We start from the raw sequence: 26,352 nt of genomic DNA, 5'->3' as shown, positions 1-26,352 counted from the left end.
AAATGGGCTTGTTCGATACGATCAACGCAGGCGGCACGCAGCTTCTTGGCGTCGCATGGCCGACGGTGTGGGCGGTCGTCCGCATCCTCGTGGTTTCGGTGGTCATCCTGCTGTGCGTGGCGTACCTGATTCTTTGGGAACGCAAGCTCATCGGCTGGATGCACGTGCGTCTCGGCCCGAACCGCGTCGGTCCCGCAGGTCTGCTGCAGCCGATCGCCGACGTGCTGAAGCTTCTGCTCAAGGAAGTCATTCAGCCGACGCAGGCGAGCAAATGGATCTACGTGATCGCGCCGATCATGACCGTGGTGCCCGCGTTCGCGGTCTGGGCGGTCATTCCGTTCCAGGCGCAGGCGGTGCTCGGGGACGTCAACGCGGGTCTGCTGTACGTCATGGCCATCTCGTCGATCGGCGTGTACGGCGTGATTCTCGCGGGCTGGGCGTCGAACTCGAAGTACGCGTTCCTCGGTGCGATGCGCGCCGCGGCGCAGATGGTGTCCTACGAAATTTCGATGGGCTTCGCGCTCGTCGTGGTGTTGATGGTCGCAGGCACGCTGAACATGTCCGACATCGTGCACTCGCAGCAACGCGGTATGTTCGCGGGCTGGGGCGTCAACTTCCTGTCGTGGAACTGGCTGCCGCTCCTGCCGATGTTCGTCGTGTACTTCATTTCGGGCATCGCTGAAACCAACCGTCACCCGTTCGACGTGGTGGAAGGCGAATCGGAAATCGTCGCGGGTCACATGATCGATTACTCGGGCATGGCGTTCGCGCTGTTCTTCCTCGCCGAGTACATCAACATGATCGTGATCTCCGCGATCGCGACGACGCTGTTCCTCGGCGGTTGGGATGCGCCGTTCGGCTTCCTGTCGTTCATTCCAGGCGTATTCTGGTTCGTTTTCAAGGTTTTCCTGCTGCTGTCGGTGTTCATCTGGGCGCGTGCGACTTTCCCGCGTTACCGCTACGACCAGATCATGCGCCTCGGCTGGAAGGTATTTCTGCCGGTGTCGGTGATTTGGGTGGTCGTTGTCGGCTTCTGGATCATGTCGCCGCTCAACATCTGGAAGTAAGAGACAAGAGCGGACGAAATCATCATGAACGCAATTCAGAACTTCTTCAAAACTTTCTTCCTGACCGAACTGCTGAAGGGTCTGGCGCTGACGGGCCGTTACACGTTCCAGCGCAAGATCACGGTGCAGTTCCCGGAAGAGAAGACCCCGATCTCGCCGCGATTTCGCGGTTTGCATGCGCTGCGCCGGTACGAGAACGGCGAAGAGCGCTGCATCGCCTGCAAGCTGTGCGAAGCGGTGTGCCCGGCGATGGCGATCACGATCGAATCGGAAACGCGCGCGGACAACACCCGTCGCACGACGCGTTATGACATCGACCTGACCAAGTGCATTTTCTGCGGTTTCTGCGAAGAGAGCTGCCCGGTCGATTCGATCGTCGAGACGCATATCCTCGAATATCACGGCGAAAAGCGCGGCGATCTGTACTTCACGAAGGACATGCTGCTTGCGGTGGGCGATCGTTACGAAACGGAAATCGCCGCTGCGAAGGCGGCGGACGCGCCTTATCGTTGATACGAGTTCGATGCCGGAACCCTGCGTTTCGGCATCGCGCCAGAGCGATTTTGTTGTTGCTGTTTGGCACACTGCGGCGCGCGCCGAGGCCGTGTTCTGTCCGTTCAAAGGAAGAGCACGCCACGAGTGCCGACACACCATGCCTGATGATGGCCTAACGATGAACCGGTAATCATGGAATTCACAACCGTACTGTTCTATATCTTCGCGCTGATGCTGACCGTGTCGGCGCTGAAGGTGATCACCTCGCGCAACCCGGTGTCATCCGCGCTCTTCCTCGTGCTCTCGTTCTTCAACGCGGCCGCGATCTGGATGTTGCTGCAAGCCGAATTCCTCGCGATTCTGCTGGTTCTCGTGTACGTAGGCGCCGTGATGGTGCTGTTCCTCTTCGTCGTGATGATGCTCGACATCAACATCGATGTCCTGCGGCGAGACTTCAAGCGCTTCGTGCCGCTCGCGAGCATCGTCGGCGCAATCATCGTGATCGAGACGGCGCTGATCCTGTGGCACGGCTATGGCGCGACGACGACGCCGCTGCGCGATGCTTCGGCCGGCGCGGGTGTTTCCGGCGCGGCACTGATGCCGAACACGCAGCTGATCGGCAAGGTCATCTACACCGACTACATCTTTGCGTTTGAAATTGCAGGCCTCGTGCTGCTGGTCGCGATCATCGCGGCGATCTCGCTCACGATCCGCGACAAGAAGGACAAGAAGACGCAAACCGTCAGCCAGCAAGTCAAGGTGCGCGCGCAAGACCGCGTGCGCATCGTGAAGATGAAGTCGGAAACAGAGGCGCCGGACGCCAATACGGAACCCGCCGTGACCGGCAACATCGGCGCGGGCACGGTCGACAACAAGGGCTGAGCGCGAAGGAGAAATCGAATATGTTGAGTCTTGCCCATTACCTCGTGCTCGGCGCGATCCTTTTTGCGATCAGCATCGTCGGCATCTTCCTGAACCGGCGCAACGTCATCATCATCCTGATGGCCATCGAATTGATGCTGCTCGCGGTGAACACCAATTTCGTCGCCTTCTCGCATTATCTGGGCGACGTACACGGCCAGATTTTCGTGTTCTTCGTGCTGACCGTGGCGGCGGCTGAAGCCGCAATCGGTCTCGCGATTCTCGTGACCCTGTTCCGTAGCCTCGACACGATCAACGTCGAGGACCTCGATCAGCTCAAAGGTTAATTTCAGGCTAGGCTGTTATGTCCACGACACTCAATGAAAACCTCCTGCTCGCGGTTCCGCTGGCGCCGCTGGCCGGCTCGCTGATCGCAGGGCTATTCGGGAAGGCGGTAGGGCGCAAGGGCTCGCATCGCGTCACGATTCTCGGCGTCTTCGTCTCGTTCATCCTCTCCGCGATCGTCTTTAACGACGTGATGCATGGCGCGAGCTTCAACGCGACCATCTACGAATGGATGAACGTCGGCACGCTCAAGATGGAAGTCGGCTTCCTGGTCGACTCGCTCACGGCCATGATGATGGTCATCGTCACCTTCGTCTCGCTGATGGTGCACATCTATACGATCGGCTACATGGCGGACGAGGAAGTGGGCTACGAGCGCTTCTTCTCGTACATCTCGCTGTTCACGTTCTCGATGCTGATGCTCGTCATGAGCAACAACTTCCTGCAACTGTTCTTCGGCTGGGAAGCGGTGGGTCTCGTGTCGTACCTGCTGATCGGCTTCTATTTCACGCGTGAGAGCGCGATCTACGCCAACATGAAGGCGTTCATCGTGAACCGCGTGGGCGACTTCGGCTTTCTTCTGGGCATCGGCCTGTTACTCGCGTTCGGCGGTTCGCTGAATTACGGCGACGTGTTCGCGCAAGGCGACAAACTCGCGACGATGACCTTCCCCGGCACGCAATGGGGCTTGCTGACGGTCGCGTGCATTTGCCTCTTCATCGGCGCGATGGGTAAGTCGGCGCAATTCCCGCTTCACGTCTGGCTGCCGGACTCGATGGAAGGCCCCACGCCGATCTCCGCGCTGATCCACGCGGCAACCATGGTGACGGCCGGCATTTTCATGGTGACGCGCATGTCGCCGCTCTTCGAGCACTCGGATGCGGCGCTCTCCTTCGTCACGGTGATCGGCGCGATCACGGCCTTGTTCATGGGCTTCCTCGGCGTCGTCCAGAACGACATCAAGCGCGTGGTCGCGTACTCGACGCTCTCGCAGCTCGGATACATGACGGTTGCGCTCGGCGTATCGGCTTATCCGGTCGCCGTGTTCCACCTCGGCACGCACGCGTTCTTCAAGGCGCTGCTGTTCCTCGGCGCGGGTTCGGTCATCATCGGCATGCACCACGATCAGGACATGCGCAATATGGGCGGCCTGCGCAAATACATGCCGATCACCTGGATCACATCGCTGATCGGCTCGCTCGCGCTCATCGGCACGCCGTTCTTCTCGGGCTTCTACTCGAAGGATTCGATCATCGAAGCGGTGAAGTACTCGCATCTGGCGGGCTCGGGCTTCGCGTACTTCGCGGTGGTCGCGAGCGTGTTCGTCACGTCGCTGTACTCGTTCCGCATGTATTTCATGGTGTTCCATGGCGACGAGCGCTTCCGCGGTCCGAAGCATCCCGACTCGCCGATGGGCCAGGCGGAGGCGCACGGCCACGGTCATGACACGCACGGTCATCACGATGATCACGGTCATGGTCCGCATGTTCCGCACGAAACCCCTTGGGTGGTGACGCTGCCGCTCGTGCTGCTCGCGATTCCGTCGATCATCATCGGCGCGATCATGATCGGCCCGATGATCTATGGTGACTTCTTCGCGCACGGCGTGGCGTTCGACAAGGTGATCTTCATCGGCGAGAACCACGAAGGCCTGAAGGAAATGGCCGAAGAGTTTCACGGCTGGGTCGCGATGGCGCTGCACGGCATCATCACGCCGGGTCCGGTGTGGCTCGCGGCGCTGGGCGTGATCGTCGCGTGGTTCTTCTATATGAAGCGTCCGGATCTGCCGGCGGTCGTCGCGAAGACCTTCCGTCCGATCTACGTGCTGCTCGACAACAAGTACTACTGCGACAAGATCAACGAGGTCGTGTTCGCGAAGGGCGCGGTCGCCATCGGCCGCGGTCTGTGGAAAGAGGGCGATGTGGTCGTCATCGACGGCATCGTCAACGGCAGTGCGCGGTTCATGGGCTGGTTCGCCGGTGTGATCCGCTTCCTTCAATCCGGTTACATCTATCACTACGCGTTCGCCATGATTATCGGCATGTTGGGGCTCCTGACCCTGTTTGTGACGCTCGGCGGCAAATAAGGCGAGGGATCCTATGCACTCTTTTCCGATTCTCAGTGTCGCGATCTGGCTGCCGATCATTTTCGGCCTGCTGGTACTCGCAGTTGGTAACGATCAGAACCCGGCGCCCGCGCGCTGGGTGGCGCTGATCGGCTCGGTGCTCGGCCTGATCGTCACGATTCCGCTCATCACCGGCTTCGATACGTCCACGGCCGCGCTGCAGTTCGTCGAGCAGTCGAACTGGATCGAACGCTTCAACATCACGTACCACCTCGGTGTCGATGGCATCTCGATGTGGTTCGTCGTGCTGACCGCGCTCATCACGGTGATCGTCGTGATCGCCGGTTGGGAAGTGATCACGGAACGCGTGTCGCAGTACATGGCCGCGTTCCTGATTCTCTCGGGCATCATGATCGGCGTGTTTTCGACTGCGGACGGCCTGCTGTTCTACGTGTTCTTCGAAGCCACGCTGATCCCGATGTACATCATCATTGGCGTCTGGGGCGGCCCGAATCGCGTGTATGCGGCGTTCAAGTTCTTCCTGTACACGCTGGCCGGCTCGCTGCTGATGCTGGTTGCGTTGCTGTACCTCTACACGCAGACGCATACGTTCGATCTCGCTACGTGGCAAGCCGCGAAGCTCGACATGACGCCGCAGGTGCTGCTCTTCATCGCGTTCTTCCTGGCGTTCGCCGTGAAGGTGCCGATGTGGCCGGTGCACACGTGGTTGCCGGACGCGCACGTGGAAGCGCCGACAGGCGGCTCGGTCGTGCTGGCCGCGATCATGCTGAAGCTCGGCGCGTACGGTTTCCTGCGCTTCTCGCTGCCGATCGCGCCCGACGCGAGCCACTTCCTGGCTCCTGTCGTCATCACGCTGTCGCTGATCGCGGTGATCTACATCGGTCTCGTCGCATTGGTGCAGGCTGACATGAAGAAGCTCGTCGCGTATTCGTCGATTGCGCACATGGGCTTCGTCACGCTCGGCTTTTTCATGTTCGGGCCGTCGAGCCAGCTCGCCGTCGAAGGCGCGATCATCCAGATGATCTCGCACGGCTTCATCTCCGGCGCGATGTTCCTTTCGATCGGCGTGCTCTATGACCGCGTCCACTCACGTCAGATCGCGGATTACGGCGGTGTCGTCAACACGATGCCGAAGTTCGCCGCGTTCGCGATGCTCTTCGCGATGGCCAACTGCGGTCTGCCGGGCACCTCGGGTTTCGTCGGTGAATTCATGGTGATTCTGGCGGCCGTGAAGTACAACTTCTGGATTGCCTTCCTCGCCACGTTCACGCTGATTCTGGGCGCGGCCTACACGCTGTGGATGTACAAGCGCGTGTACTTCGGCGCGGTTGCGAACGACCACGTCGCGAAGCTCAAGGACATCAACAAGCGCGAATTCCTGATGCTCGCCGTGCTCGCACTCTTCACGCTGTATATGGGCCTGCATCCGAAGCCCTTTACCGATGTGATGCACGAATCGGTGGCAAACCTGCTCTCCCACGTCGCGCAGTCCAAGCTGCCGCTGGCTCAGTAACGTCGTGCGGAGGAACTAAAAGATCATGCAAAACGCCTCTATGAGTACCCTTTGGCCTGACGCGATCCTGATGGCCGCGGTCGTGCTGGCCTGGCTGAACGACACGATGTTCGGCGAGAAGAGCCGCGGCACGACGTATCTGATCGCGCTCGTCTCGACGATCGTCGTCGGCGTGTGGTTCGCCGTCACGGCGCTCGATCCGACGCCGCATTACTTCTTCACGCGCATGTATATCGTCGATCCGTTCGCGAGCGCGATGAAGGCGGTGGTCTGTCTCGGCTACGCGGTGTCGATCATCTATTCGAAGAAGTATCTGGAAGACCGCGGCCTGTTCCGCGGCGACTTCTTCCTGCTTGGCATGTTCTCGCTGCTCGGGCAGTGCGTGATGATTTCGGGCAACAACTTCCTTACGCTGTATCTCGGCCTCGAACTGATGTCGCTGTCGCTGTACGCGGTCATCGCGCTGCGCAAGGATTCGCCGCAGGCAAATGAATCGGCGATGAAGTACTACGTGCTCGGCGCGCTCGCATCCGGTTTCCTGCTGTACGGCATCTCGATGCTGTACGGCGCAACCGGCTCGCTCGAGCTGAACGAAGTGCTGAAGGCCGTCGCTTCGGGCCGTATCAACGATGCCGTTCTGCTGTTCGGCGTGATCTTCGTCGTGGCGGGTGTCGCCTTCAAGATGGGCGCCGTGCCGTTCCACATGTGGGTGCCTGACGTGTATCAAGGCGCACCGACCGCGATGACGCTGCTCACCGGCGGCGGCCCGAAGGTCGCAGCCTTCGCGTGGGGCCTGCGCTTCCTCGTGATGGGCCTGCTGCCGTTCGCGGTGGACTGGCAAGAAATGCTCGTGATTCTCGCGGCGTTGTCGCTTATCGTCGGCAACATCACGGGTATCGTGCAGAAGAACATCAAGCGGATGCTGGCTTACTCAGCCATCTCCAACATGGGTTTCGTGCTGCTCGGCTTGCTCGCTGGCGTGGTCGACGGCAAGGTGGCGGGCGCGGCCGGCGCGTATAGCTCGGCGATGTTCTACAGCATCATCTATCTCGTGACGACGCTCGGCACGTTCGGCGTGGTGATGCTGCTCGCGCGCCGCGACTTCGAAGCCGAAATGCTCGAGGACTTCAAAGGTCTGAACCAGCGCAGCCCGGTATTCGCGTTCGTCATGATGATCATGATGTTCTCGCTCGCCGGCATTCCGCCGACGGTCGGTTTCTACGCGAAGCTCGCCGTGCTCGAAGCGACGATGAACGCCGGCCTCACGTGGCTCGCCGTCCTCGCCGTGATGACCTCGCTCGTGGGCGCGTTCTACTACTTGCGTGTCGTGAAGCTGATGTACTTCGACGCGCCGCAAGACGCATCGCCGATCGTTGCCGGCGGCCTGAACCGCTCGCTGCTCGCGTTCAACGGTCTCGCCGTGCTGGTGCTCGGCCTCGTGCCGGGTCCGCTGATGACGGCGTGCCTGACGGCGATCTCGCATACGCTGCCCCTGTAATGTCGGCGGCAGGCTGGTTCATCGTCCTGTTGGCGATCGTTCTCGCGAATGTGCCGTTCCTGAATCAGCGTCTCTTTGCCGTCGCCCCGTTGCGCCTTGCGGCGTCGACGGGAGGCAAGGCGGCGAAGAAGAGCGCGTGGATTCGCATCGGCGAGCTGATCGTTCTCTACTTCGTGGTGGGCGCGCTTGGCTTCATGCTCGAAGCGCGCGCCGGCAACCGATTCGATCAGGGATGGCAGTTTTATGCCGTTACCTTCAGTCTCTTCATCGTGCTGGCCTTCCCGGGCTTCACGTATCAGTATCTCGTCAAACGCCGCTGACGGTTTTTCGCCGTCAGCGGCGTGTTTGCTTTGAAAGCACAGGGCTCAAGATGGCAGATCAATCCTCGATTCCCGGCAACGATGACGGCCTCATCGAAAGGAAGGTCGAAAGCGTCACGTTGCACGAGGGCAAATTCCTCACGTTGAAGCGCGATACCGTGGAATTGCCCGACGGCAAGCACGCGACGCGCGAATTCGTCGAGCATCCGGGTGCCGTGGTGATCCTGCCGGTCTTCGACGACGGCCGCGTGCTGCTCGAACGCCAGTTCCGTTATCCCGTGGGCCGCGTGCTGCTCGAATTTCCGGCGGGCAAGCTCGATCCCAACGAAGACGAACTGACGTGCGCAAAGCGCGAGCTGCAGGAAGAGACGGGCTACACCGCGCGGGAGTGGACGTTCCTCACGCGCATCCATCCGGTGATTTCGTATTCGACCGAGTTCATCGACATCTATCTCGCGCGCGGCCTGCAAGCGGGCGATGCCAGGCTCGACGAAGGCGAGTTCCTCGAAACCTTCATCGCCGATGAAGTTCAACTGTTGAACTGGGTGAAGGACGGCAGCATCAGCGACGTGAAGACGATAATCGGCGTCTTCTGGCTGGAGAAGCTCCGTTCGGGCGAGTGGAAGCTGGGCGAGACGATCACGGACTGAGCGTTGCCTGATTGATCCATGCAGAAGCGGCCCCGAGGGCCGCTTTTGTCGTTTTTGCGTCAGCAAGAGCGTCGAGTGAGCTGACCGGCTAGAATGGGTATTTCGTCGCCCGGCGATCGTTCTCATTCGCCCGAATTTTGGAACGATCGTTCATAAATCGCGACTTTGAGATAAACTTCAACGAAGCCCCATCAGCATGAAGGTCCTCGATTTAAAGTGCTCGCGCGAACATCGGTTCGAAGGCTGGTTCGCCTCGACCGAGGACTTCGAGTCGCAGTTGTCGCGCAAACTGGTTGCGTGTCCGGTTTGCTCGGAGACGGACGTGAGCCGCATGCCGTCCGCGCCGCGCCTGAATCTTTCGTCGGCGCGAGGCGAGGCGGCGCCGCAGCGTACGCAGGCGCAAGCCGCGCCCGAGGCGGCGGCACTTCAGGCACGCGCTTTGAAGTTCATGCGTGAGTTGATCGAGAAGACCGAAAACGTGGGCGAGCGGTTTGCCGAGGAGGCGCGGCGCATTCATTACAACGAGGCGCCGGCGCGCAACATTCGCGGCATCACGACGCCCGAAGACGCGCATGCCTTGCTCGAGGAAGGGATCGACGTGATGCCGTTGCCTGTTCCGGAAGCTTTAAAAGAGCCGCTGCAGTAAGGCTTGAGCGCGGCGTCTTCTGGCTCCTGAACGGGCCATAAGGGAGACACCGCGCATGAACCTCAGTTATTCCCCCGCCGACGACGCCTTTCGCGCTGATGTCCGCATCTGGCTCGAAGCCAGCCTCCCAGGCGCGCTGCGCGAAAAAGTTCTCCATCACAAGCGTCTGACCCGCGACGATTACACGAGCTGGCACAAGCTGCTCGCGGCGCGCGGCTGGTCGGCGGTCGCGTGGCCGAAGGAATATGGCGGCCCCGGCTGGGACGTGACGCAACAACACATCTGGGACGAGGAGTGCGCCCGCGCCGGCGCGCCGATGGTCCTGCCCTTCGGCGTATCGATGGTCGCGCCGGTGCTGATGAAGTACGGCAGCGCTGTTCAGAAATCCCGCTATCTCCCGCGCATCCTTGACGGCACCGACTGGTGGTGCCAAGGCTACTCGGAACCCGGCTCGGGTTCCGATCTCGCCTCGCTGCGCACACGCGCCGAGCGGCGCGGCGAGCACTACATCGTGAACGGGCAGAAGACCTGGACCACGCTCGGCCAGCATGCCGACATGATGTTCTGCCTCGTGCGCACCGACCCTGAAGCGAAGAAGCAGGAAGGCATCTCGTTCCTTCTGATCGACATGAAGACGCCGGGCATCACCGTGCGGCCCATCATCACGCTCGACGAGGATCACGAAGTCAACGAGGTCTTCTTCGAGGACGTCGAAGTGCCGGCGGACAATCTCGTCGGTGAGGAAAATCGCGGCTGGACCTATGCAAAGTATCTGCTCGGACACGAGCGCACGGGCATCGCGCGTGTCGGGCAGTCCAAGCGCGAGTTGCTGTTTCTCAAGCGACTCGCGTTGAACCGCAACAAAGGCGGCAAGCCGCTCCTGCACGATCCGCTCTTCGCCGCGAAAATCGCCGCGCTCGACATCGAATTAATGGCGCTCGAAGTGACGGTTCAACGCGTGGTCGCGAGCGAGGCGGGCGGCCAAGGTCCGGGTCCGGAAGCGTCCATGCTGAAGATCAAGGGCACCGAAGTGCAGCAGGCGCTGACCGAGCTGATGGTTGAAGCAATCGGCCCGCAGGCAGCCGCTTTCGATCCCGCATTCCTCGAAGGCGAGCGTCCGCATAGCGTCACGGGCGACGACGATGCCGCGCCGCTCGCAGCGTACTACTTCAACTTCCGCAAGACATCGATCTACGGCGGCTCGAACGAGATTCAAAAGAACATCATCGCGCAGATGATTCTGGGACTTTGAGGAGCGCGCATGGACTTCACTTTCAGCGATGAACAGCAACAGTTCCGCGATGCGCTGCGCCGTTATCTTGACAAGGAATATGCGTTCGATGCGCGGCAGAAGATCGTCGCGTCGGAGGCGGGCGCCGATGAAAAACATTGGCGCGCGTTCGCCGAACTCGGTTTGCTCGCGCTGCCCGTTCCGGAAGCGCACGGCGGCTTCGACGGCGGTCCGGTCGACATGCTCGTCGTGATGCAGGAGCTCGGACGTGCACTCGTCGTCGAACCGTATTGGGCGACGGCCGCGGGTATCGAAGCGCTGCGGCTCGGTGAGCACAAGGGCAGTGCGATCGCGGGGGAGTTGCTCGAACGCGCCGCGCGCGGCGAGATACGTCTTTCGGTCGCGTTCCACGAGCCGCATGCGCGATACGATCTCTTCGATCTGCGCACGATCGCGAGCGGCGAAGGCGAGCGCTTCACGCTGGCTGGCACGAAGTCGATGGTCCAGCACGGCGCGCAGGCCGATTACTGGATCGTGCCGGCGCGCGTGGAAGGCGAAGTGGCGCTGTTCATCGTCGGGAAGGATGCGGCGAACGTCGGCATCACCGAGTACCGCACGATCGACGGGCAACGCGCCGCGACGCTCACCTTCGACGCAACACCCGCGACGCGCCTTGCTGGCCGCGATACGGGCGCCGCGACTTTCGGGCGCATCGCCGACTACGCGACGTTTCTGCTCTGCGCGGAAGCGCTCGGCGCACTCGATGCGCTCAATCGCGCGACCGTCGACTATACGAAGGCGCGCCAGCAGTTCGGCATGCCGATCGCGCGCTTTCAGGCGCTGCAGCATCGCATGGTCGACATGCTGATCCACACGGAGCAAGCGCGCTCGATCACCTATCTGGCCGCCGCGCGTTACGCGAGCGACGATGCCGTGACACGCGCGCAAGCCGTCTCGGCGGCGAAGGCGCGCGTCGGTCAGGCCGCGCGCTTCGTCGGGCAACAGGCGGTGCAGTTGCACGGCGGCATGGGCATGACCAACGAACTGCCCGCGGCGCACTGGTTCAAGCGCCTGTCGATCATCGAGACGACGCTCGGCGATGTCGATCATCATCTCGCGCGCTTCGCAGCGCTTCCCACTTTTTCCGTTACCGAAGACTGACGCCCATCGAGGAGCTTTTGCATGACATACGCTTATGAGGATTTCGATATCGGCAGCGCCGTTCAGCTGAGCGCGCATACGTTCACGAGAGAAGAGATCGTCGGATTCGCCGAGCGTTACGATCCGCAGCCTTTTCACCTGTCGGAAGCGGCGGGCGAAGCGTCGCATTTCGGCGGACTCGTCGCGAGCGGCTGGAACACGTGTTCCGCGATGATGGGCATCCTCGTGCGCGACATGATCGCCGATTCGACCTCGATGGGCTCGCCCGGCCTCGATAACATCCGCTGGATCAAGCCCGTGCGCGTCGGCGATACGGTACGGCTCACCGTGCGCGTGCTCGACAAGCGCGTGTCGAAGAGCAAGCCGGATCGCGGTATCGTGCAGACGCGCTGGGAAGCCCACAACCAGCACGGCGAACTCGTGCTCACGGTGGATTCGGCCGCGCTCTTCGGCCTGCGCAATCCGGGTGCGCAGGCATGAGTGTCGCGTCGCTGAAGAGCGTCGCGGACGTGTTCGCGGCGGCGGGCGTCGCACGCTACGAACGCGAATGGACGACGATCGATCAGGCGCGCGTGAACCGCTTCGCCGACGCCACCGACGATCATCAATGGATCCACGTCGATGCAGAACGCGCCGGGCGGGAGTCGCCGTTCGGCGGCACCGTCGCGCACGGCTTTCTCACGCTCTCGCTCGTACCGATGTGGCTTCTGCAATGCGTGCCGCTCGCCGCGCGCATCAGCGTGAACTACGGCATGAATCTGGTGCGCTTCATCTCGCCCGTGCGCGTCGGCGTACGTCTGCGCGCGGTCTTTGCGATCGACCAGGCGGTCGAAGTCGAAGCGGGCAGCGTGCAGGTGACCTGGCTCGTCACGGTCGAATGCGAAGGCGCCGCTAAGCCCGCGTGCGTCGCGGAGTTCATCACGCGGCACGCGTTCTAAGTTCTTCAGACGTCGGCGTATCTGCCGAACTCCAGTTTCGCGATGGCGTTGCGATGCACTTCGTCGGGGCCGTCGGCGAGCCGCAGCGTGCGGGCCGACGCATACGCATATGCGAGCGGAAAGTCGTCGCAGACGCCGCCAGCGCCATGCGCCTGGATCGCCCAGTCGATGACCTGACACGCGACGTTCGGCGCCACGACCTTGATCATCGCGATCTCGCCGCGCGCGCCCTTGTTGCCGACGGTGTCCATCATGTATGCGGCCTTGAGCGTCAGAAGCCGAGCCTGCTCGATCATGATGCGCGCCTCGGCGATGCGCTCTTGCGTCACGCCGTGGTGCGCGATCGGCTTGCCGAACGCGACGCGCCCGAGCGTGCGCTTCGTCATCAGCTCCAGCGCGCGTTCCGCGAGTCCGATCAGGCGCATGCAATGATGAATGCGCCCCGGCCCGAGACGGCCTTGCGCGATTTCGAAGCCGCGCCCAACGCCCAGCAGCATGTTCGTCGACGGCACGCGCACGTTATCGAGCGTGATGTCCATGTGGCCGTGCGGGGCATCGTCGTAACCGAAGACATTCAGCGGCCGATGCACCGTGATGCCGGTCGCATCGGCGGGCACGAGAATCATCGACTGTTGCGTGTGCCTGGGCGCTTGCGGGTCGGTCTTGCCCATCACGATATACACCTTGCAGCGCGGATCGCCCGCGCCCGATGACCACCACTTGTGGCCGTCGATGACATAGCTGTCGCCGTCGCGCACGATGCTGCACCGGATGTTGGTCGCATCCGACGAGGCGACTTCCGGCTCGGTCATCAGAAACGCCGAGCGGATTTCGCCGCGCAACAGCGGTTCGAGCCATTGGGCCTTCTGCGCGTCGCTGCCGTAGCGCTCGATGGTTTCCATGTTGCCCGTGTCGGGCGCGCTGCAGTTGAACACTTCCGGCGCCCACGGCACGCGGCCCATGATTTCGCAGAGCGGCGCGTATTCGAGATTCGTCAGGCCTGCGCCGCGTTCCGATGCAGGCAGAAAGAGATTCCAGAGTCCTTCGGCGCGTGCCTTCTCCTTCAGGCCTTCGATCAGTCGCGTCGGCGTCCATGCATTGCCCGCCGCGCGATTCGTCGCGATTTCGTCGGCGTAAGCGCGTTCGTTCGGATAGATGTGCGCATCGAAGAACGCGAGCAGCCTTTCGCGCAATGCTTGCACGTTGGGCGTGTAGTCGAAGTTCATGCCTTTCGTCTCCCTGGCTTTTATCGGCCGACTTTCTGCGCGTATTGCCACGCAAGTTCGGCCATCGGCCGCGCGCGCTTGCCCGCATCGACGGCTTGCGCGCTCGCGGCCGTGCCATCGACGACGCGCTTCATGATGCCTTGCAGGATCGCGGCGATGCGGAACATGTTGTAGGCGAGATAGAAGTTCCAGTCGCCTTCGATCGTGAAGCCCGTGCGTTCGCAGTAGCGCTTCACGTAGGCGGTTTCATCAGGGATGCCGAGCGCGGCCCAGTCGAGCCCGGCGATGCCGCGAAACTGCGACGGATCGACATGCCATGCCATGCAGTGATACGCGAAGTCGGCGAGGGGATCGCCGAGCGTCGACAATTCCCAGTCGAGCACGGCAAGCACGCGCGGCTCGCTCGGATGAAAGATGAGATTGTCGAGCCGATAGTCGCCATGCACGACACTGACGCGCGCGCCTTGCATCTGCGGAATCTGCTGCGGCAGCCATTCGATCAGGCGATTCATCGCCTCGATCTTCCCGGTTTCCGACGCGACGTACTGCTTGCTCCACCGCCCGATTTGCCGCTCGAAGTAATTGCCCGGCTTGCCGTAGCTCGACAGCCCGGCGGCTTCGACATCGACCGTATGAAGTGCTGCGATCACGCGATTCGTTTCGTCATAGATCGCGGCGCGTTCGGCGGGCGTCATGCCCGGCAGCGACTGGTCCCAGAGGACGCGGCCCTGCACGAACTCCATCACGTAGAACGCGCGGCCGATCACGCTCTCGTCCTCGCACAGCGCGAGCATGCGCGCGACGGGGACATCGGTGGATGCGAGCGCGTCCATCACGCGATACTCGCGCTCGATTGCATGCGCGGAAGGCAAAAGTTTCGCCGCGGGTCCCGGCTTCGCGCGCATCACATAGCTGCGGGCGGGCGTGACGAGCTTGAACGTCGGGTTCGACTGACCGCCCGCGAATTGCTCGACGGTCAACGGACCGCCGAAGCCGTCGACATGCGCTGCGAGCCATGTCGAAAGGGCATGGGCATCGAAACGCTGGTTGTCCTGCACCGGGCGCGTTCCTTCGAACGCGGAGAAATCGGAGTGCTTCTTCTGTTGTTCGTCCTGCATCGTCTCCTCCCGTTTTTGCGCGGCGCCGTCAGTCCATGTCGCCGGGCTTGTAGCGAACGAACTGCGCATAGAGCAGTTCCATCGTCGTGTTGCGCACGTCGGCGTGCAGCGGCGACGGCGGCGAATGATTGATCGCGTGCACGACCCAGTCGCCGGACTTGTCGCCGACGTCGAGCGCGTTGATACAGCCCGTCGCCTGCGACAGATGTCCGAAGAACGCGCGGCCGCCGGCGGTGATCGCGTGCGAGAGCAGCGCGCGATTGACGCCGCCATGCAGCACGAGCAGCACCGTGTCCCACGAGCGGTCCTCGCGCAGGCGCGCAACCGCAGGCAGCGCGCGATCGAGCAACTCGCCGATCGTCTCGCCGCCGAGAAATCGTGTCTCTTCGGGCACGACGCCATCGAACACGGAAAGAAACGCGCGCTCGATGTCCGACGTCGTGAGGTCCTTGAGTTTGCCGCCGCGAATTTCCTGCCACTCGGGCCAGATTTCCGGGTCGATCGATTGACCCGTTTCCGCGAGCACCCGCCGCGCCGTTTCCACCGTGCGCGGCAATCCGCTCACGATCACGCGATCGAAGCGAATCTTTTGCGCGGCGAACTCGCGGCCCGCCGCGCTCGCTTCCTCGCGTCCGCGTTCGTTGAGCGGGACGCTTTCGGGATCGATCGCGCGGCCGCTGTCGTCGAAGTACGTGACGTCGCCATGACGCATCAGGAAGATGCGGCGGCGCCTGGGCAATTCGTAATGAGCCATGGGCTTAACGATAATTCGGCTGGCGCTTTTCGAGGAACGCGGTGATGCCTTCGAGCGCGTCGCCGTGATGGAGCGCATCGACGAAGCTGTCGCGTTCCATGTCGAGATGCGCGTCGAGCGGCTGCACGTCGGCGGCGTTGATCAGCGACTTGATGCGCGCCATCGCTTTGGGCGACACGCTGCCGAGATCGTCGGCCCAGGCGATGGCCGCATCGAGCGCGATGCCTTTTTTCGTCAGCCGGTTCACGACGCCGACTTCATGCAGCCGCGCCGCGCCGATCGGCTTCGCTTCGAGCAGCACTTCGCTCGCGAGCGTGCGCGGCAGCGCGCGCGACAGGAACCACGAAGCGCCGCCGTCAGGCGTGAGGCCGACGCGCGCATACGACATGACGAACCTGGCGTCGTCGGCGGCGACGATCAGATCGCACGCGAGCGCAAGCGAAAAGCCCGCGCCCGCCGCCGCGCCTTCTACCGCCGCGATCACCGGTTTTGTCGATGCACGCAGCGCGCTGATCCATTCCGCCAGCATGTCGATGCTCGCGCCTTGCACCGACGGATCCTGCGCACGGTTCTCGAGCAGGCGATTCAGATTGCCGCCCGCGCAGAAGAAGTTGTCGGCGCCGGTCAGCACGATCGCGCGCACGGTGTTGTCGCGCTCCGCCGTATTCAACGCCTCGATGCCGGCGGCGTACATGTCCGGATGCAGCGCGTTGCGCGCGCCGGGATTGGACAACATGAGCACGAGCGTGGTGTCGCTGCCCGCGGGACGGTCGGTCAGTAGTTCGGCGCTCATCTGAGCTCCTCGATATGGGTAAGCGAAAGTCCGAGCTGCGCCCGCCGCGTGAGCCAGGGCGCCGGCCGGTAGCGCGGGTCGCCGAGCACGGCGTGGATGTTGCGCAGGATCGTCAGGATGGTCGTCGCGCCGATGGCATCGCCGAGCGCGAGCGGGCCGCGCGGATAACCGAGGCCCAGCATCACCGCGAGATCGATGTCCTCGGGCGTGGCGATGCCTTGCTGCGCGATATCGCAGCCGATGTTTACGATTGTCGCCACGACGCGCTGCGCGACGAAGCCCGTCGAATCGCGGATCACGGTGACGGGCACGCCGTCGAAGGAGAAGAGGGCGTGCGCGGCGTCGCGCATGGCGGGCGCGGTCGCGGGCGTCGTCATGATCGTGCGGCGCGCGACGGTATCGAGCGGGAAAAGCGTATCGACGGCCACGACGCGTGTTGCATCGAGATGTTCGTTGACGGCCGCGGTCGTCGCATCGAAGCCGAGCGGCGTCACGAGGATCAGCGAATCCGGCTCGGGCGTGTGGCCCGCGTCTATATGCACGGAGCAATCGCATCGGGCGATCAGCTTGAGCACGTCCTCGCGTCCGGCGTGCGACGCCCGGCTTATCCAGACGCGCGTTGGCAGTTGCGTGGGCGCGGCGGGTTCCGGCGGCATGTCCTGCTTGCCGTCGACATAGCGATAAAACCCTTCGCCCGCCTTGCGCCCGATGAGGCCGCCGGCGAGCCGCGTGCCGGTGATCGGCGAGGGCCTGAAGCGCGGCTCTTCATAGAACTGGTGATAGATCGATTCCATCACCGGATGCGAGACGTCGAGCGCGGTGAGATCGAGCAACTCGAACGGCCCGAGGCGAAAGCCCGCCTGCTCGCGCATGATGCGGTCAATATCCGCGAAGCTCGCGACGCCTTCGCTCGCCACGCGCAGGCCCTCGGTGTTCATGCCGCGCCCGGCATGATTGACGATGAAGCCCGGCATGTCCTTCGCGCGCACCGGCGTGTGTCCCACGCGGCGCGCGAGGTCCATGAGTGCATCGCCGGCGCGCGGATCGCCGCGCAGGCCGTCGATGACTTCCACGACACGCATCAGCGGCACGGGGTTGAAGAAGTGAAAGCCCGCGACCCGCCCGGGATGCGCGCAGCCGGCGGCGATCGCGGTGATCGACAGCGACGAGGTATTCGACGCGAGAATGCAATGCTCGCCGACCACGGCTTCGAGTTCGCGGAATAATTCGCGCTTGATGTCCAAGTTCTCGACGATCGCCTCGACGATGGCGTCGCAATCGGACAGCTCGCTCGTGTCGCCCGCATCGCGGATGCGCGCGAGCGCCGCGTGCGCGTCGGCTTCCTTGAGCTTGCCCTTGGCGGTGAGCTTCGCGAACGTCTCCGACAGATATTCGCGCGCGGCGGCGAGCGCTTTCGGATTCGTGTCGTAGATATGCACGTTCAGCCCGCCGAGCGCCGCGATCTGCGCGATGCCGCGCCCCATCGCGCCGCTGCCGACGATGCCGAGCGTCTCGATCCTGTATGCGTGCTGGCTCATGATGCGGTTCTGCTCCTCGGGGATGGGAACGCGCGTGGCGTCGGGTTCGATGCGGCTCGGCAGGGGCGCCGTCGCTCAGAGTCTGGCGAGACGTTCGAGCGCAAGCGCGAGCGTTTCTTCTTTCTTCGCGAAGCAAAAGCGCACGACGCCCGATTCGTGGCTCTCGTGATAGAACGCCGACACGGGAATCGCGGCCACGCCGATTTCGCTCGTGAGCCATTGCGAAAACTCGGCTTCGGGCAAGTCGCTGATCTTCGAGTAATCGACGCACTGGAAGTACGTGCCGTCGCAAGGCAGAAGCGAGAAGCGCGTGTTCGCAAGTCCCGCGCGGAAGAAGTCGCGCTTCTTCTGATAGAAGGACGGCAGTTCGAGGTACGGCTTCGGATCTTCGAGATAGTGCGCGAGGCCGATCTGCATCGGCGTGTTCACCGTGAACACGTTGAACTGGTGCACCTTGCGGAATTCGGCGGTGAGCGCGGCGGGCGCGGCCACGTAGCCCACTTTCCAGCCGGTCACGTGAAAGGTCTTGCCGAAGCTCGACACGACGAAGCTGCGCTTGGCCAGTTCCGGGTAGCGCGACACGCTTTCGTGCGGTGCGCCGTCGTAGACCATGTGCTCGTAGACTTCGTCGGAGACGATCAGCACGTTGGTGTCGCGCACGATCTCCTCGAGCTTTTTCATGTCCTCGGCGCGCCACACGCGACCGGTCGGGTTGTGCGGCGTGTTGATCATCAGCAGCCGCGTCTTCGGCGTGATCGCGGCGGCGATCTTGTCGAAGGGCAGCGCGTAGTCGGGCGCTTCGAGCGACACGAACACCGGCTTGCCGCCCGCGAGCTCGATCGACGGCACATAGCTGTCGTACATCGGCTCGATGACGATGACTTCATCGCCCGGATGCACGCAGCACAGGATGGCCGTGAGCAGCGCCTGCGTCGCGCCGGCGGTCACGGTGATCTCCGTGTCCGGGTCATAGGCGCGGCCGTAGAGCGCGTCGATCTTGCGCGCGATCGCCTGCCGCAAGGGCGCGGCGCCCGCCATCGGCGGATATTGATTGTGGCCGTCGCGCATCGCGCCGGCGACCGCATCGACGATGCGCGCATCGCAGTCGAAATCGGGGAAACCCTGACCGAGATTCACCGCGCCTTTTTGCGTCGCGAGCGCGCTCATCACGGTGAAGATGGTCGTGCCCACATTGGGCAGACGCGACGGGAAAGAAAGCTCGGGCGGTGTCGGCGGCAATTCGTGCGTGGCGTTCATGATGATATGGACGTGGAAGAGGGCTCGCGGCTATTTTAAGACAGCATCAGCCGATGGCCGTCTGTGCTTCTAACTCGAGCACGAAGGGTTTCGGTTCGGCGATGCGAAAGGCGAAGTCGCGCGCGATGCGGCGTGCGAGCTTCAGCACCGCGCGATCTTTCGAGACGAGCCATTCGGCGCCCGACGCGTGCGCGAGCTCGAGAAATTTCTGGTCGTCGCGGTCGCGGCATTTGGGCAGCGCTCGCTCGCCTTCTTCGATGGTCGCGGCGACGAGCGTCGACAGTCGCGTGACGGTCGCGAGCGCGGCTGCCTTGTCGATCTCCATGCGCACGAACTGCGGATAGTCGAGCACGCGCGTGAGCTCGCGCAGGCAGCGCGCGTCGATCAGCGCTTCGAGCGTGCGGGCTTCGAGGGCCGCGTGGATGGGACGCGTAGCGGGGTCGTCGAATACGAGGATGTCGATCCACACATTCGAATCGAGCACGACGCGCATCGGCGGCGACAATGGCAACGGCGCGGCGGAATTGTCCATTCGATACAATCTGGGGTTTATGCCAATGATCGCCGGCGGGGTGCCGGCGAGCCTCCATGATAATCGTTCTCTCTCCCGCCAAATCGCTCGACTACGAGACGCCTGCCCATATCAGGAAGCACACGCTGCCCCAGTTCGTCGATGACGCCGCCGAGTTGATCGACGGACTGCGCGAACTCTCGCCGCAGCAGATCGGCGGCATGATGGGCATTTCGGATCAGCTCGCGGCGCTGAATTTTCAGCGCTACGCAGACTGGTCGACGACTTTCGATACGCGCAATTCGAAGCAGGCGGTGCTCGCGTTCAACGGCGACGTCTACGAAGGTTTCGCCGCGAAGACGCTCTCGGCGGGCGATCTCGACTTCGCGCAGAACCACGTGCGCGTGCTGTCGGGGCTGTACGGCTTGCTGCGCCCGCTCGACCTGCTGCAGCCGTATCGTCTGGAGATGGGCACGAAATTCCCCAATGCGCGCGGCAAGGATCTCTACGCTTTCTGGGGCGATCGCATTACCGCGGCGCTCAACGAACACCTGAAAAAGCAGCGCGGCGCGCGCGTGCTGGTGAATTGCGCGTCGGAAGAATACTTCAGGTCGGTCAGGCCGAAACTGCTCACGGCTCCCGTTATCTCGCCCGTTTTCGAAGACTGGAAGGGCGGCCGCTACAAGATCATCAGCTTTCACGCGAAGCGCGCGCGCGGTCTGATGGCGCGCTATGCGGTCGAGAACCGCATCGACGAGCCGGACGCGCTGAAAAGCTTCGACAGCGAAGGCTACAAGTTCGACCCGAAGGCGTCGAACGACACGACATACGTATTTCGTCGCCGCACCGGGGAATGAGGCCCGCGCGGCAAGCACGCAAGGAAACGCAGATGACACTTTCCATTTCAAGCAACTTCGACGCGGGTGCGATCGAAGTCCTCAACGCCGACGATCCCGCGGACATTCGGCTGCGCATCCGGCCCGACTCGCATGCCGATTTCGCGCAATGGTTCTACTTTCGCGTATCCGGCGCGCGCGGCGAGCGTCTCGTGATGACTTTCGAGAATGCGGCGCAGTGCGCGTTCCCGGAAGGCTGGCGCAACTATGAAGCCGTCGCGAGCTATGACCGCGTGAACTGGTTCCGCGTGTCGACGGAGTACGACGGCCAGGTGATGAAGATCGATCACACGCCGGACTTCGACCGTATCTACTACGCGTACTTCGAGCCGTACAGCGAGGAGCGCCACTCGGAATTTCTCGGCGCGGTTCAGCAGATGCCGCTCGCAACGCTGACCGAGCTCGGCAGCACCGTGCAGGGCCGCCCGATGTCGGTGCTCTCGCTCGGCATCCCGGACTTCGGTGACGCCGAGCCGAAGAAAAAAGTCTGGATCATCGCGCGCCAGCATCCGGGCGAGACGATGGCGGAATGGTTCGTCGAAGGGCTCGTGAAGCGTCTCGCGGGCTTCGGCGACTGGGCGGGCGATCCGGTCGCACGCGCGCTCTTCGAGCGGGCCATCTTTCATATCGTGCCGAACATGAATCCCGACGGCAGCGTGCTCGGCAACCTGCGCACGAACGCCGCGGGCGCGAACCTGAATCGCGAATGGATGGAGCCGAGCGCGGAACGCAGCCCGGAGGTGCTCGCCGTGCGCGAGGCCATTGCGGAGACGGGCTGCGATCTGTTCTTCGATATCCACGGCGACGAAGCCATTCCCTATGTGTTCGTCGCTGGATCGGAGATGCTGCCGGGCTTCACCGCGCAACAGGCAGAGGAGCAGAAGGCATTCGTCGAATTCTTCAAGCAGGCGAGCCCCGATTTCCAGGACGTGTACGGCTACGAGTCGAGCAAGTATCAGTCGGATGCGCTCAAGCTCGCGTCGAAGTACATCGGCAACGAGTACAAATGTCTGTCGCTCACGCTGGAAATGCCGTTCAAGGACAACGTGAACTTGCCGGATGAGAGCGTCGGCTGGAACGGCGCGCGTAGCGCGGCGCTCGGTGCATCGATGCTTCAGGCGATTCTGTGGCATCTGCAGTCGTTTGCCGCCTGACGGCCGGCGATCTGACGCTGATGTAAAAAGGGCGTGGCCGCATGAAGCGGCCACGCCCTTTTTGATGGTGTCTTCTTCGCAGTGAAGGTATCGGCTAGTGCTTCTTGGTCGTCTTCTTCGTCGACTTGCCCGAAGACTTCGACGTGCTCTTCGTCTTGCCCGCGCTCGCCTTTGTTTTCGCGCCGTGCTTACCCTTCGCGCTTTGCGTCGAGTGCGGCTCGGCGCGCGGGCGCAACGCGGGCACCGGATCGTTCCAGCCAAAGGCAAGCATCTGGCTGCCGACGTAGCCGCAGCGGAACTTGAGCGGAGTGGGATCGCGCTCGCCGTTCTTCGGCATGCCCTGACCTTCGACGGTCACCACGTTGTCCACTTTGATTCGCTGCTTCTTTTCGTCGAACGAATCGTTCCATGGCTCGATCGCGGAATGCGCGGCATCGAACGAGTTGGGCGGGAATTCGACGTGATCGAATGCCGAAGACGTGCTGGCGATGAAGTTGCCATGCGCGGCGCAATCCGCGACAAGCGGGTTGGCCTTGAAGTCGGTGACGAAGTGGTGAATCAGTTCGTTGCGCTCGTCGAGCGAATCGGCAAAAGCGGACACCGCGCATGTTAGTGATGCGCATACCGCCAACCGGCCGACGAGCCGCAGGAGCCGGCGCGGTGCGTAGTTACGTTCCATCAAGTCTGGCGCTAAGAAGACACGGGCAAGTAAGATGCGCCGTGTGGGGAAGGAGTTCAATCTTATCGTACTTTGTGCGCGCGCCCATCGCCCGGAATCCGATATCCGGGGTTCTGCATTGCACGAGGCAGGTAGGGTTCGCGAGACTCAGACGCGCGGACCGCGATCGAGGCGATAGCGGCGCACGTCATATGTGGTGATCCACGCTGGTTTGTAAACAGCAATCAGGATGGTGAGCAGACCGGTGAAGAGCGCTTCTCCTGCAACGAGCAGCAGCGAGCCTCGCGTGAACGCCGGAGGTACGACGAACGGCCCGCTGGCGAGCGCCATCTCGAGCAGTACGGTCGCGCCGCATGCCGCCGCGACCGCCGCACCCGAAGTGATGAATCCGTGCCCGGCGATGAAGGTGAAAAGATTGCGCGGCAACCAGGCGTTGCTCAGACGCTGCAGCAGGGTCGATACCGCGACCGGCAGTGCCCCGAAGAGAAGATAGGTGGTCGCCACCGAGAGCCACGACGCATCGAGAACGACCGCGGCGAGGCCCGTGGTCGCTGCTGTTCCGATGAGCGCGAGGCGCCAGTCGAACAACGTGACCATCAGCGTTGCGCCCAAGAGATGGATGACGGGTCCGTCATCGAACCATGCATTACATGCCCACAGCACCGACACCGCGACGATGATGCCGAGCCACACGTTCTGCAGCGTGGCGTCTTGCAGACGAGCGAAAGGTCGCTGCAGCAGCGCGAGCGCGAGCACTCCCGTGGCGACGATCCAGCCGCCGACGGTAAGCCAAAGCGGGAGCGGTGTGTAGAAGAACCCCATGCCTTGCATATTACTCGTTGCGCGTAAAACGTGTGCGCAAAGGACGAACCCGTTTGCCTGGATTGTTGCTAGAACGTCGATTCAGGCTCGGCGGCCATCGGGAGCGCGGCCGCGTCATTGTCGAGAAGCGACGGATAGCGCGTCCGTGGCCGGCGTAGCGGGATAACGCCTGGCTGCCCTGCGACGGCACGCACGGGTTTCTCGCTTCCGCTGCGCAGGATTTCGAGATGCGAGTTCTGCACGCCGTTGTAGATCGCGACTGCGGCGGCGCGGTTCGTCGCGCCTAGTTGCTGGAAGATGCTTGCAAGGTGGATCTTCACCGTGCCTTCGCTGATGCCGAGCGTCTTCGCGATCATCTTGTTCGTGCTGCCCATGTGCACGCAGCGCATGATCTGCTGCTGTCGGGGCGACAGAGCCGGATGGTGGCGGATCCTGTGCGGCAGTGTGGCGACGTCCCGAGCACGGCGAGCGGTGAACTCGAGCGTCAGTTCGGGGTCGACTACGTCGGGCGGAATGTAATGGCCGCCGACGAGCACCATCTCCAGCGCGCGCAGGATCAGGATTGGATCGAGCGCGCGCGGGATCACGCCCATTGCGCCGACGCTCATTAGCGCGTAGACCAGCGCGGCACCGCAGCGATCGACCATGATCGCCGCGGGCACGCGGGGCGCTTCGTCCAGCAGAATCCGTAGGTCGCTGGTACGCAGGTCGGGCGCCCAGTCGATCACGGTCATGTCGGGTTCGGAGCGTTTCAAGGCGGAACGGGCTTGCCTCCAATCCTTCGCCTCGGTGAATTGCGCATGGCGCGCAACACGGCGCAGCAATGTTTTAAGGCCCGCCCGGCGCTCCGCGTCGGAACCAATAATGTTGATTATCATGCTTTACCTCATGTCAATACACCCGTCGCCCTCAGCTTCGGGACTCGACGCCGGCTTACACGTTGGCGTCAGTGGCTATATTGACAAATTTGCGCTGATTTGGCCCCCTATCCGAATGGCATAGGCCTAAATACACAAAACCCCGCACGGAGCGGGGTTCGTCCTGGCCGAAAACGGCTCTTTCGCCGGCTTTCAGTGGAAATGAGGCTGCGCCGGCTCCGCATCCTCCGGCATCTCGGCATGAACGATTTCACCGAGCGGATCCGCGTAGAGTGGCACACCGCAGTCGTCGCAAAACTCCGGCTCGAAGCGTCCCGCGTGGCGGCGAACGTCCGAGACGCCCGTTTTCTTCAGCAACTCGACAATTTCCTCGACCGGGCCATTGGCGCCCTCGAGATCGACCGCGTCCTCGTCCATCCCCAGCTCTCCGTTTTCGCGTCCGTAGAGTGGCCATACGACCCCGTAGATCACATCGTTGCTGCCGCGCCGCGTGAAACCAATGCGGTATTCGTCGATACGGCGCTCGCCGAAGCCCGCGATGACCGCCCGTAAATCCTGAGGCGCGGTGCCGAGTGTGTCGAACAGATACCGGACGGCGGTGCGCACGGTGTGCGGACGAACCTGCTCGTCGGCATCGCGGCAGGCCGAGTAGTAGGCGTCGGGAAGCAGGCACTCGAATTCGCAACCAGGCAGGATGGCGGCGAAACTCGGTCCGCCTTGAGCGGCCCACTGCTCGAGGCATTGACCGCGTTCGACGCGGCTGCCGTTTTCGTCCTCTTGCCAGCGGAAGAACGCCGTGCCGGCCGGTACGACGACTAGCGCCAGCAGGAATCGCGGGTCGGCGAGAATCGGCGAGGTTTCCGGAAGATCGGACAGGTTCAGACGCGCGACGCTACCGTTCAAAACCGTCTGCAACAACTGTTGCGCGAGGCGCGCGGTATCCACGTGGTGTCGCGGTAATTGATCGATGCTATAGAGATAGGGCGCGACAGCGACGCGCGCGTCTGCTGCGAGGACATGCGCCTGCATTTGCGTGCGCAGGGCATCGACGGCTTCGCCTTTCAGCGCCCCCGACGGAATCGCGTAGCGCGTCCACGCGAGCACCGGCGCGGAAATAAGCAATGCTTCGTGGGGTGCGCCGTCGATGTCGACCTTGAATGACTCGCTATGCGTCTCGGCCATATCGGCGAGCGCTCCATAGGCGTCCGGATGGTTTTGCTGCAGATGGTCGAGCGCGGCGTCGAGCGTCGTCTGATTGCCGTTACGCACGAGTTTGACGATGAGGCTGTCGAGGCGAGCTTCCCAGAATCGATCCTCGACACGGCTACCGGACGCGAAGAGCGCGAGGGAGAGGCTGACGAGCTTGTCGGCATCCGGGGGAATACGTTTTGCGATTCGCGAGCGCATATGGATACAAGAGTAATTGGTGCGGTGAACCTTTAATTGTAGTCGCTCGGACGATGCTTTTATCGTGCGACGTTGCAGTAGGTCGATTCACGCGCGGCGAGGCATTCGGAGCGGTCGAACTATTTTTTCGCATTCCTCTTGCGAAGCTGAGGTTCACTCACTAGAATTCCGTTCCTTCGCGATTCGATGAACGCGAAGGAAGCGAGAGTAGAGGCGGTATCGGTGGTGTGCTCGGAGTAAGCGGTAGAAGGCTCTGAGCGCGGTTGGCAAGAACGGAAAGCGTCGAATTCTTGTTGACACGAACCGAAATGTTGTTCATAATCTCGTTTCTATGCTGCTGATGCAGCGACGCAAGACAGAAGGTGAGGTAGGGGTCTTGCGATGTGCTCTTTAAAAACTAACAGCCGATAAGTGTGGGCGCTTGATGTTGGGTGCGGTCTGGTTCTTCGGGGCTGGATATAGCGAAAGTATCAAGAGTCTCACACGAAGTATCAGAGGAAGGTTTTTC

Annotated in this window: 27 protein-coding genes; 16 read left to right on the top strand and 11 right to left on the bottom strand. The window is 62.5% G+C overall.

What is annotated here, in order from left to right:
• The first annotated feature begins 2 nt into the window (after positions 1-2).
• From nuoH to NCT32_RS08510, 14 genes are all read left to right on the top strand, one after another.
• The gene (nuoH, locus tag NCT32_RS08575) at positions 3-1,067 is read left to right on the top strand and encodes an NADH-quinone oxidoreductase subunit NuoH (protein ID WP_061119615.1); all 1,065 of its coding nucleotides are present in this window, start codon (positions 3-5) and stop codon (positions 1,065-1,067) included.
• A gap of 24 nt (positions 1,068-1,091) precedes the next feature.
• Positions 1,092-1,580 (top strand): NADH-quinone oxidoreductase subunit NuoI, encoded by a 489-nt coding sequence (gene nuoI / locus NCT32_RS08570; RefSeq protein WP_061119614.1) that lies wholly within the window; start codon positions 1,092-1,094, stop codon positions 1,578-1,580.
• A gap of 174 nt (positions 1,581-1,754) precedes the next feature.
• Complete coding sequence (locus NCT32_RS08565) at positions 1,755-2,444, top strand: NADH-quinone oxidoreductase subunit J (protein ID WP_061119613.1); 690 nt, start codon at positions 1,755-1,757, stop codon at positions 2,442-2,444.
• 20 nt (positions 2,445-2,464) lie between these two features.
• Positions 2,465-2,770, top strand: coding sequence for an NADH-quinone oxidoreductase subunit NuoK (gene nuoK, locus NCT32_RS08560; protein ID WP_007588140.1), 306 nt, complete (start codon positions 2,465-2,467; stop codon positions 2,768-2,770).
• A 17-nt stretch (positions 2,771-2,787) separates the two neighbouring features.
• Positions 2,788-4,854 carry an NADH-quinone oxidoreductase subunit L gene (gene nuoL, locus NCT32_RS08555; RefSeq protein ID WP_061119612.1) on the top strand — a complete coding sequence of 689 codons (2,067 nt, stop codon included), beginning with the start codon at positions 2,788-2,790 and terminating at the stop codon, positions 4,852-4,854.
• 13 nt (positions 4,855-4,867) lie between these two features.
• A complete protein-coding gene (locus NCT32_RS08550) occupies positions 4,868-6,367 on the top strand; it encodes an NADH-quinone oxidoreductase subunit M (protein ID WP_061119611.1) in 1,500 nt (499 codons plus the stop codon).
• Positions 6,368-6,407: 40 nt separating this feature from the next.
• Positions 6,408-7,865, top strand: coding sequence for an NADH-quinone oxidoreductase subunit NuoN (gene nuoN / locus NCT32_RS08545; RefSeq protein ID WP_250476786.1), 1,458 nt, complete (start codon positions 6,408-6,410; stop codon positions 7,863-7,865).
• Positions 7,865-8,185 (top strand): DUF2818 family protein, encoded by a 321-nt coding sequence (locus NCT32_RS08540; protein WP_061119609.1) that lies wholly within the window; start codon positions 7,865-7,867, stop codon positions 8,183-8,185. The genes nuoN and NCT32_RS08540 overlap by 1 nt, the downstream gene beginning before the upstream one ends.
• A gap of 50 nt (positions 8,186-8,235) precedes the next feature.
• Entirely contained in the window at positions 8,236-8,835 is a 600-nt protein-coding gene (locus tag NCT32_RS08535) for an NUDIX domain-containing protein (protein ID WP_061119608.1), read from the top strand.
• Positions 8,836-9,031: 196 nt separating this feature from the next.
• Positions 9,032-9,481, top strand: a complete 450-nt coding sequence (locus NCT32_RS08530) for a DUF1178 family protein (protein ID WP_061119607.1) — start codon at positions 9,032-9,034, stop codon at positions 9,479-9,481.
• A 55-nt stretch (positions 9,482-9,536) separates the two neighbouring features.
• Positions 9,537-10,733: an acyl-CoA dehydrogenase family protein gene (locus tag NCT32_RS08525; protein ID WP_061119606.1), complete on the top strand. Its 1,197-nt coding sequence runs from the start codon at positions 9,537-9,539 to the stop codon at positions 10,731-10,733.
• 9 nt (positions 10,734-10,742) lie between these two features.
• Positions 10,743-11,873: an acyl-CoA dehydrogenase family protein gene (locus NCT32_RS08520; protein WP_061119605.1), complete on the top strand. Its 1,131-nt coding sequence runs from the start codon at positions 10,743-10,745 to the stop codon at positions 11,871-11,873.
• A gap of 21 nt (positions 11,874-11,894) precedes the next feature.
• A complete protein-coding gene (locus NCT32_RS08515; protein WP_061119604.1) occupies positions 11,895-12,353 on the top strand; it encodes a MaoC family dehydratase in 459 nt (152 codons plus the stop codon).
• Positions 12,350-12,811 carry a MaoC family dehydratase gene (locus NCT32_RS08510; protein ID WP_061119603.1) on the top strand — a complete coding sequence of 154 codons (462 nt, stop codon included), beginning with the start codon at positions 12,350-12,352 and terminating at the stop codon, positions 12,809-12,811. The genes NCT32_RS08515 and NCT32_RS08510 overlap by 4 nt, the downstream gene beginning before the upstream one ends.
• Positions 12,812-12,816: 5 nt before the next feature.
• On the opposite strand, the gene NCT32_RS08505 is transcribed toward NCT32_RS08510, so the two are convergent.
• The 7 genes from NCT32_RS08505 to NCT32_RS08475 form a co-directional block, all read right to left on the bottom strand.
• Entirely contained in the window at positions 12,817-14,037 is a 1,221-nt protein-coding gene (locus tag NCT32_RS08505) for an acyl-CoA dehydrogenase family protein (protein ID WP_061119602.1), read from the bottom strand.
• 20 nt (positions 14,038-14,057) lie between these two features.
• Positions 14,058-15,155 (bottom strand): phosphotransferase, encoded by a 1,098-nt coding sequence (locus NCT32_RS08500; protein WP_061119601.1) that lies wholly within the window; start codon positions 15,153-15,155, stop codon positions 14,058-14,060.
• Between the two features lie 28 nt (positions 15,156-15,183).
• Positions 15,184-15,909: a histidine phosphatase family protein gene (locus NCT32_RS08495; protein WP_061119600.1), complete on the bottom strand. Its 726-nt coding sequence runs from the start codon at positions 15,907-15,909 to the stop codon at positions 15,184-15,186.
• A gap of 4 nt (positions 15,910-15,913) precedes the next feature.
• Positions 15,914-16,702: an oxepin-CoA hydrolase, alternative type gene (locus NCT32_RS08490; RefSeq protein WP_061119599.1), complete on the bottom strand. Its 789-nt coding sequence runs from the start codon at positions 16,700-16,702 to the stop codon at positions 15,914-15,916.
• Positions 16,699-18,240: a 3-hydroxyacyl-CoA dehydrogenase gene (locus NCT32_RS08485; RefSeq protein ID WP_061119598.1), complete on the bottom strand. Its 1,542-nt coding sequence runs from the start codon at positions 18,238-18,240 to the stop codon at positions 16,699-16,701. Before NCT32_RS08485 ends, NCT32_RS08490 begins: the two co-directional genes overlap by 4 nt.
• A 75-nt stretch (positions 18,241-18,315) precedes the next feature.
• A complete protein-coding gene (locus NCT32_RS08480) occupies positions 18,316-19,497 on the bottom strand; it encodes a pyridoxal phosphate-dependent aminotransferase (protein WP_061119597.1) in 1,182 nt (393 codons plus the stop codon).
• Between the two features lie 46 nt (positions 19,498-19,543).
• Positions 19,544-20,029, bottom strand: a complete 486-nt coding sequence (locus tag NCT32_RS08475; RefSeq protein ID WP_061119596.1) for a putative toxin-antitoxin system toxin component, PIN family — start codon at positions 20,027-20,029, stop codon at positions 19,544-19,546.
• 56 nt (positions 20,030-20,085) lie between these two features.
• On the opposite strand from NCT32_RS08475, the gene yaaA reads away from it, so the two are divergent.
• Positions 20,086-20,865, top strand: coding sequence for a peroxide stress protein YaaA (yaaA, locus tag NCT32_RS08470; protein WP_061119595.1), 780 nt, complete (start codon positions 20,086-20,088; stop codon positions 20,863-20,865).
• Between the two features lie 32 nt (positions 20,866-20,897).
• Positions 20,898-22,058 carry a M14-type cytosolic carboxypeptidase gene (locus NCT32_RS08465; protein ID WP_061119725.1) on the top strand — a complete coding sequence of 387 codons (1,161 nt, stop codon included), beginning with the start codon at positions 20,898-20,900 and terminating at the stop codon, positions 22,056-22,058.
• Positions 22,059-22,152: 94 nt separating this feature from the next.
• Here the strand turns inward: NCT32_RS08465 and NCT32_RS08460 are convergent, their stop codons facing one another.
• The 4 genes from NCT32_RS08460 to NCT32_RS08445 form a co-directional block, all read right to left on the bottom strand.
• Positions 22,153-22,737, bottom strand: a complete 585-nt coding sequence (locus tag NCT32_RS08460; RefSeq protein ID WP_061119594.1) for a BspC domain-containing protein — start codon at positions 22,735-22,737, stop codon at positions 22,153-22,155.
• 147 nt (positions 22,738-22,884) lie between these two features.
• A complete protein-coding gene (locus NCT32_RS08455; protein WP_061119724.1) occupies positions 22,885-23,559 on the bottom strand; it encodes an energy-coupling factor ABC transporter permease in 675 nt (224 codons plus the stop codon).
• Between the two features lie 68 nt (positions 23,560-23,627).
• Positions 23,628-24,437: a response regulator transcription factor gene (locus tag NCT32_RS08450; protein ID WP_061119593.1), complete on the bottom strand. Its 810-nt coding sequence runs from the start codon at positions 24,435-24,437 to the stop codon at positions 23,628-23,630.
• Positions 24,438-24,629: 192 nt separating this feature from the next.
• Positions 24,630-25,844 carry a DUF2863 family protein gene (locus NCT32_RS08445; RefSeq protein WP_061119592.1) on the bottom strand — a complete coding sequence of 405 codons (1,215 nt, stop codon included), beginning with the start codon at positions 25,842-25,844 and terminating at the stop codon, positions 24,630-24,632.
• Positions 25,845-26,352 lie beyond the last annotated feature (508 nt).

The sequence above is a fragment of the Caballeronia sp. INML2 genome (genome assembly GCF_023631365.1).
Lineage (GTDB): Bacteria > Pseudomonadota > Gammaproteobacteria > Burkholderiales > Burkholderiaceae > Caballeronia > Caballeronia turbans.
Note: the sequence above shows the minus strand (reverse complement) of the source record. Positions and strands in the feature narration are given on the sequence as shown.

Bases quoted from the DNA above. Each gene is read 5' to 3' on its own strand.
- nuoH (WP_061119615.1), top strand. From the start codon at position 3: ATGGGCTTGTTCGATACGATCAACGCAGGCGGCACGCAGCTTCTTGGC.
- nuoI (WP_061119614.1), top strand. From the start codon at position 1,092: ATGAACGCAATTCAGAACTTCTTCAAAACTTTCTTCCTGACCGAACTG.
- NCT32_RS08565 (WP_061119613.1), top strand. From the start codon at position 1,755: ATGGAATTCACAACCGTACTGTTCTATATCTTCGCGCTGATGCTGACC.
- nuoK (WP_007588140.1), top strand. From the start codon at position 2,465: ATGTTGAGTCTTGCCCATTACCTCGTGCTCGGCGCGATCCTTTTTGCG.
- nuoL (WP_061119612.1), top strand. From the start codon at position 2,788: ATGTCCACGACACTCAATGAAAACCTCCTGCTCGCGGTTCCGCTGGCG.
- NCT32_RS08550 (WP_061119611.1), top strand. From the start codon at position 4,868: ATGCACTCTTTTCCGATTCTCAGTGTCGCGATCTGGCTGCCGATCATT.
- nuoN (WP_250476786.1), top strand. From the start codon at position 6,408: ATGAGTACCCTTTGGCCTGACGCGATCCTGATGGCCGCGGTCGTGCTG.
- NCT32_RS08540 (WP_061119609.1), top strand. From the start codon at position 7,865: ATGTCGGCGGCAGGCTGGTTCATCGTCCTGTTGGCGATCGTTCTCGCG.
- NCT32_RS08535 (WP_061119608.1), top strand. From the start codon at position 8,236: ATGGCAGATCAATCCTCGATTCCCGGCAACGATGACGGCCTCATCGAA.
- NCT32_RS08530 (WP_061119607.1), top strand. From the start codon at position 9,032: ATGAAGGTCCTCGATTTAAAGTGCTCGCGCGAACATCGGTTCGAAGGC.
- NCT32_RS08525 (WP_061119606.1), top strand. From the start codon at position 9,537: ATGAACCTCAGTTATTCCCCCGCCGACGACGCCTTTCGCGCTGATGTC.
- NCT32_RS08520 (WP_061119605.1), top strand. From the start codon at position 10,743: ATGGACTTCACTTTCAGCGATGAACAGCAACAGTTCCGCGATGCGCTG.
- NCT32_RS08515 (WP_061119604.1), top strand. From the start codon at position 11,895: ATGACATACGCTTATGAGGATTTCGATATCGGCAGCGCCGTTCAGCTG.
- NCT32_RS08510 (WP_061119603.1), top strand. From the start codon at position 12,350: ATGAGTGTCGCGTCGCTGAAGAGCGTCGCGGACGTGTTCGCGGCGGCG.
- NCT32_RS08505 (WP_061119602.1), bottom strand. From the start codon at position 14,037: ATGAACTTCGACTACACGCCCAACGTGCAAGCATTGCGCGAAAGGCTG.
- NCT32_RS08500 (WP_061119601.1), bottom strand. From the start codon at position 15,155: ATGCAGGACGAACAACAGAAGAAGCACTCCGATTTCTCCGCGTTCGAA.
- NCT32_RS08495 (WP_061119600.1), bottom strand. From the start codon at position 15,909: ATGGCTCATTACGAATTGCCCAGGCGCCGCCGCATCTTCCTGATGCGT.
- NCT32_RS08490 (WP_061119599.1), bottom strand. From the start codon at position 16,702: ATGAGCGCCGAACTACTGACCGACCGTCCCGCGGGCAGCGACACCACG.
- NCT32_RS08485 (WP_061119598.1), bottom strand. From the start codon at position 18,240: ATGAGCCAGCACGCATACAGGATCGAGACGCTCGGCATCGTCGGCAGC.
- NCT32_RS08480 (WP_061119597.1), bottom strand. From the start codon at position 19,497: ATGAACGCCACGCACGAATTGCCGCCGACACCGCCCGAGCTTTCTTTC.
- NCT32_RS08475 (WP_061119596.1), bottom strand. From the start codon at position 20,029: ATGGACAATTCCGCCGCGCCGTTGCCATTGTCGCCGCCGATGCGCGTC.
- yaaA (WP_061119595.1), top strand. From the start codon at position 20,086: ATGATAATCGTTCTCTCTCCCGCCAAATCGCTCGACTACGAGACGCCT.
- NCT32_RS08465 (WP_061119725.1), top strand. From the start codon at position 20,898: ATGACACTTTCCATTTCAAGCAACTTCGACGCGGGTGCGATCGAAGTC.
- NCT32_RS08460 (WP_061119594.1), bottom strand. From the start codon at position 22,737: ATGGAACGTAACTACGCACCGCGCCGGCTCCTGCGGCTCGTCGGCCGG.
- NCT32_RS08455 (WP_061119724.1), bottom strand. From the start codon at position 23,559: ATGGGGTTCTTCTACACACCGCTCCCGCTTTGGCTTACCGTCGGCGGC.
- NCT32_RS08450 (WP_061119593.1), bottom strand. From the start codon at position 24,437: ATGATAATCAACATTATTGGTTCCGACGCGGAGCGCCGGGCGGGCCTT.
- NCT32_RS08445 (WP_061119592.1), bottom strand. From the start codon at position 25,844: ATGCGCTCGCGAATCGCAAAACGTATTCCCCCGGATGCCGACAAGCTC.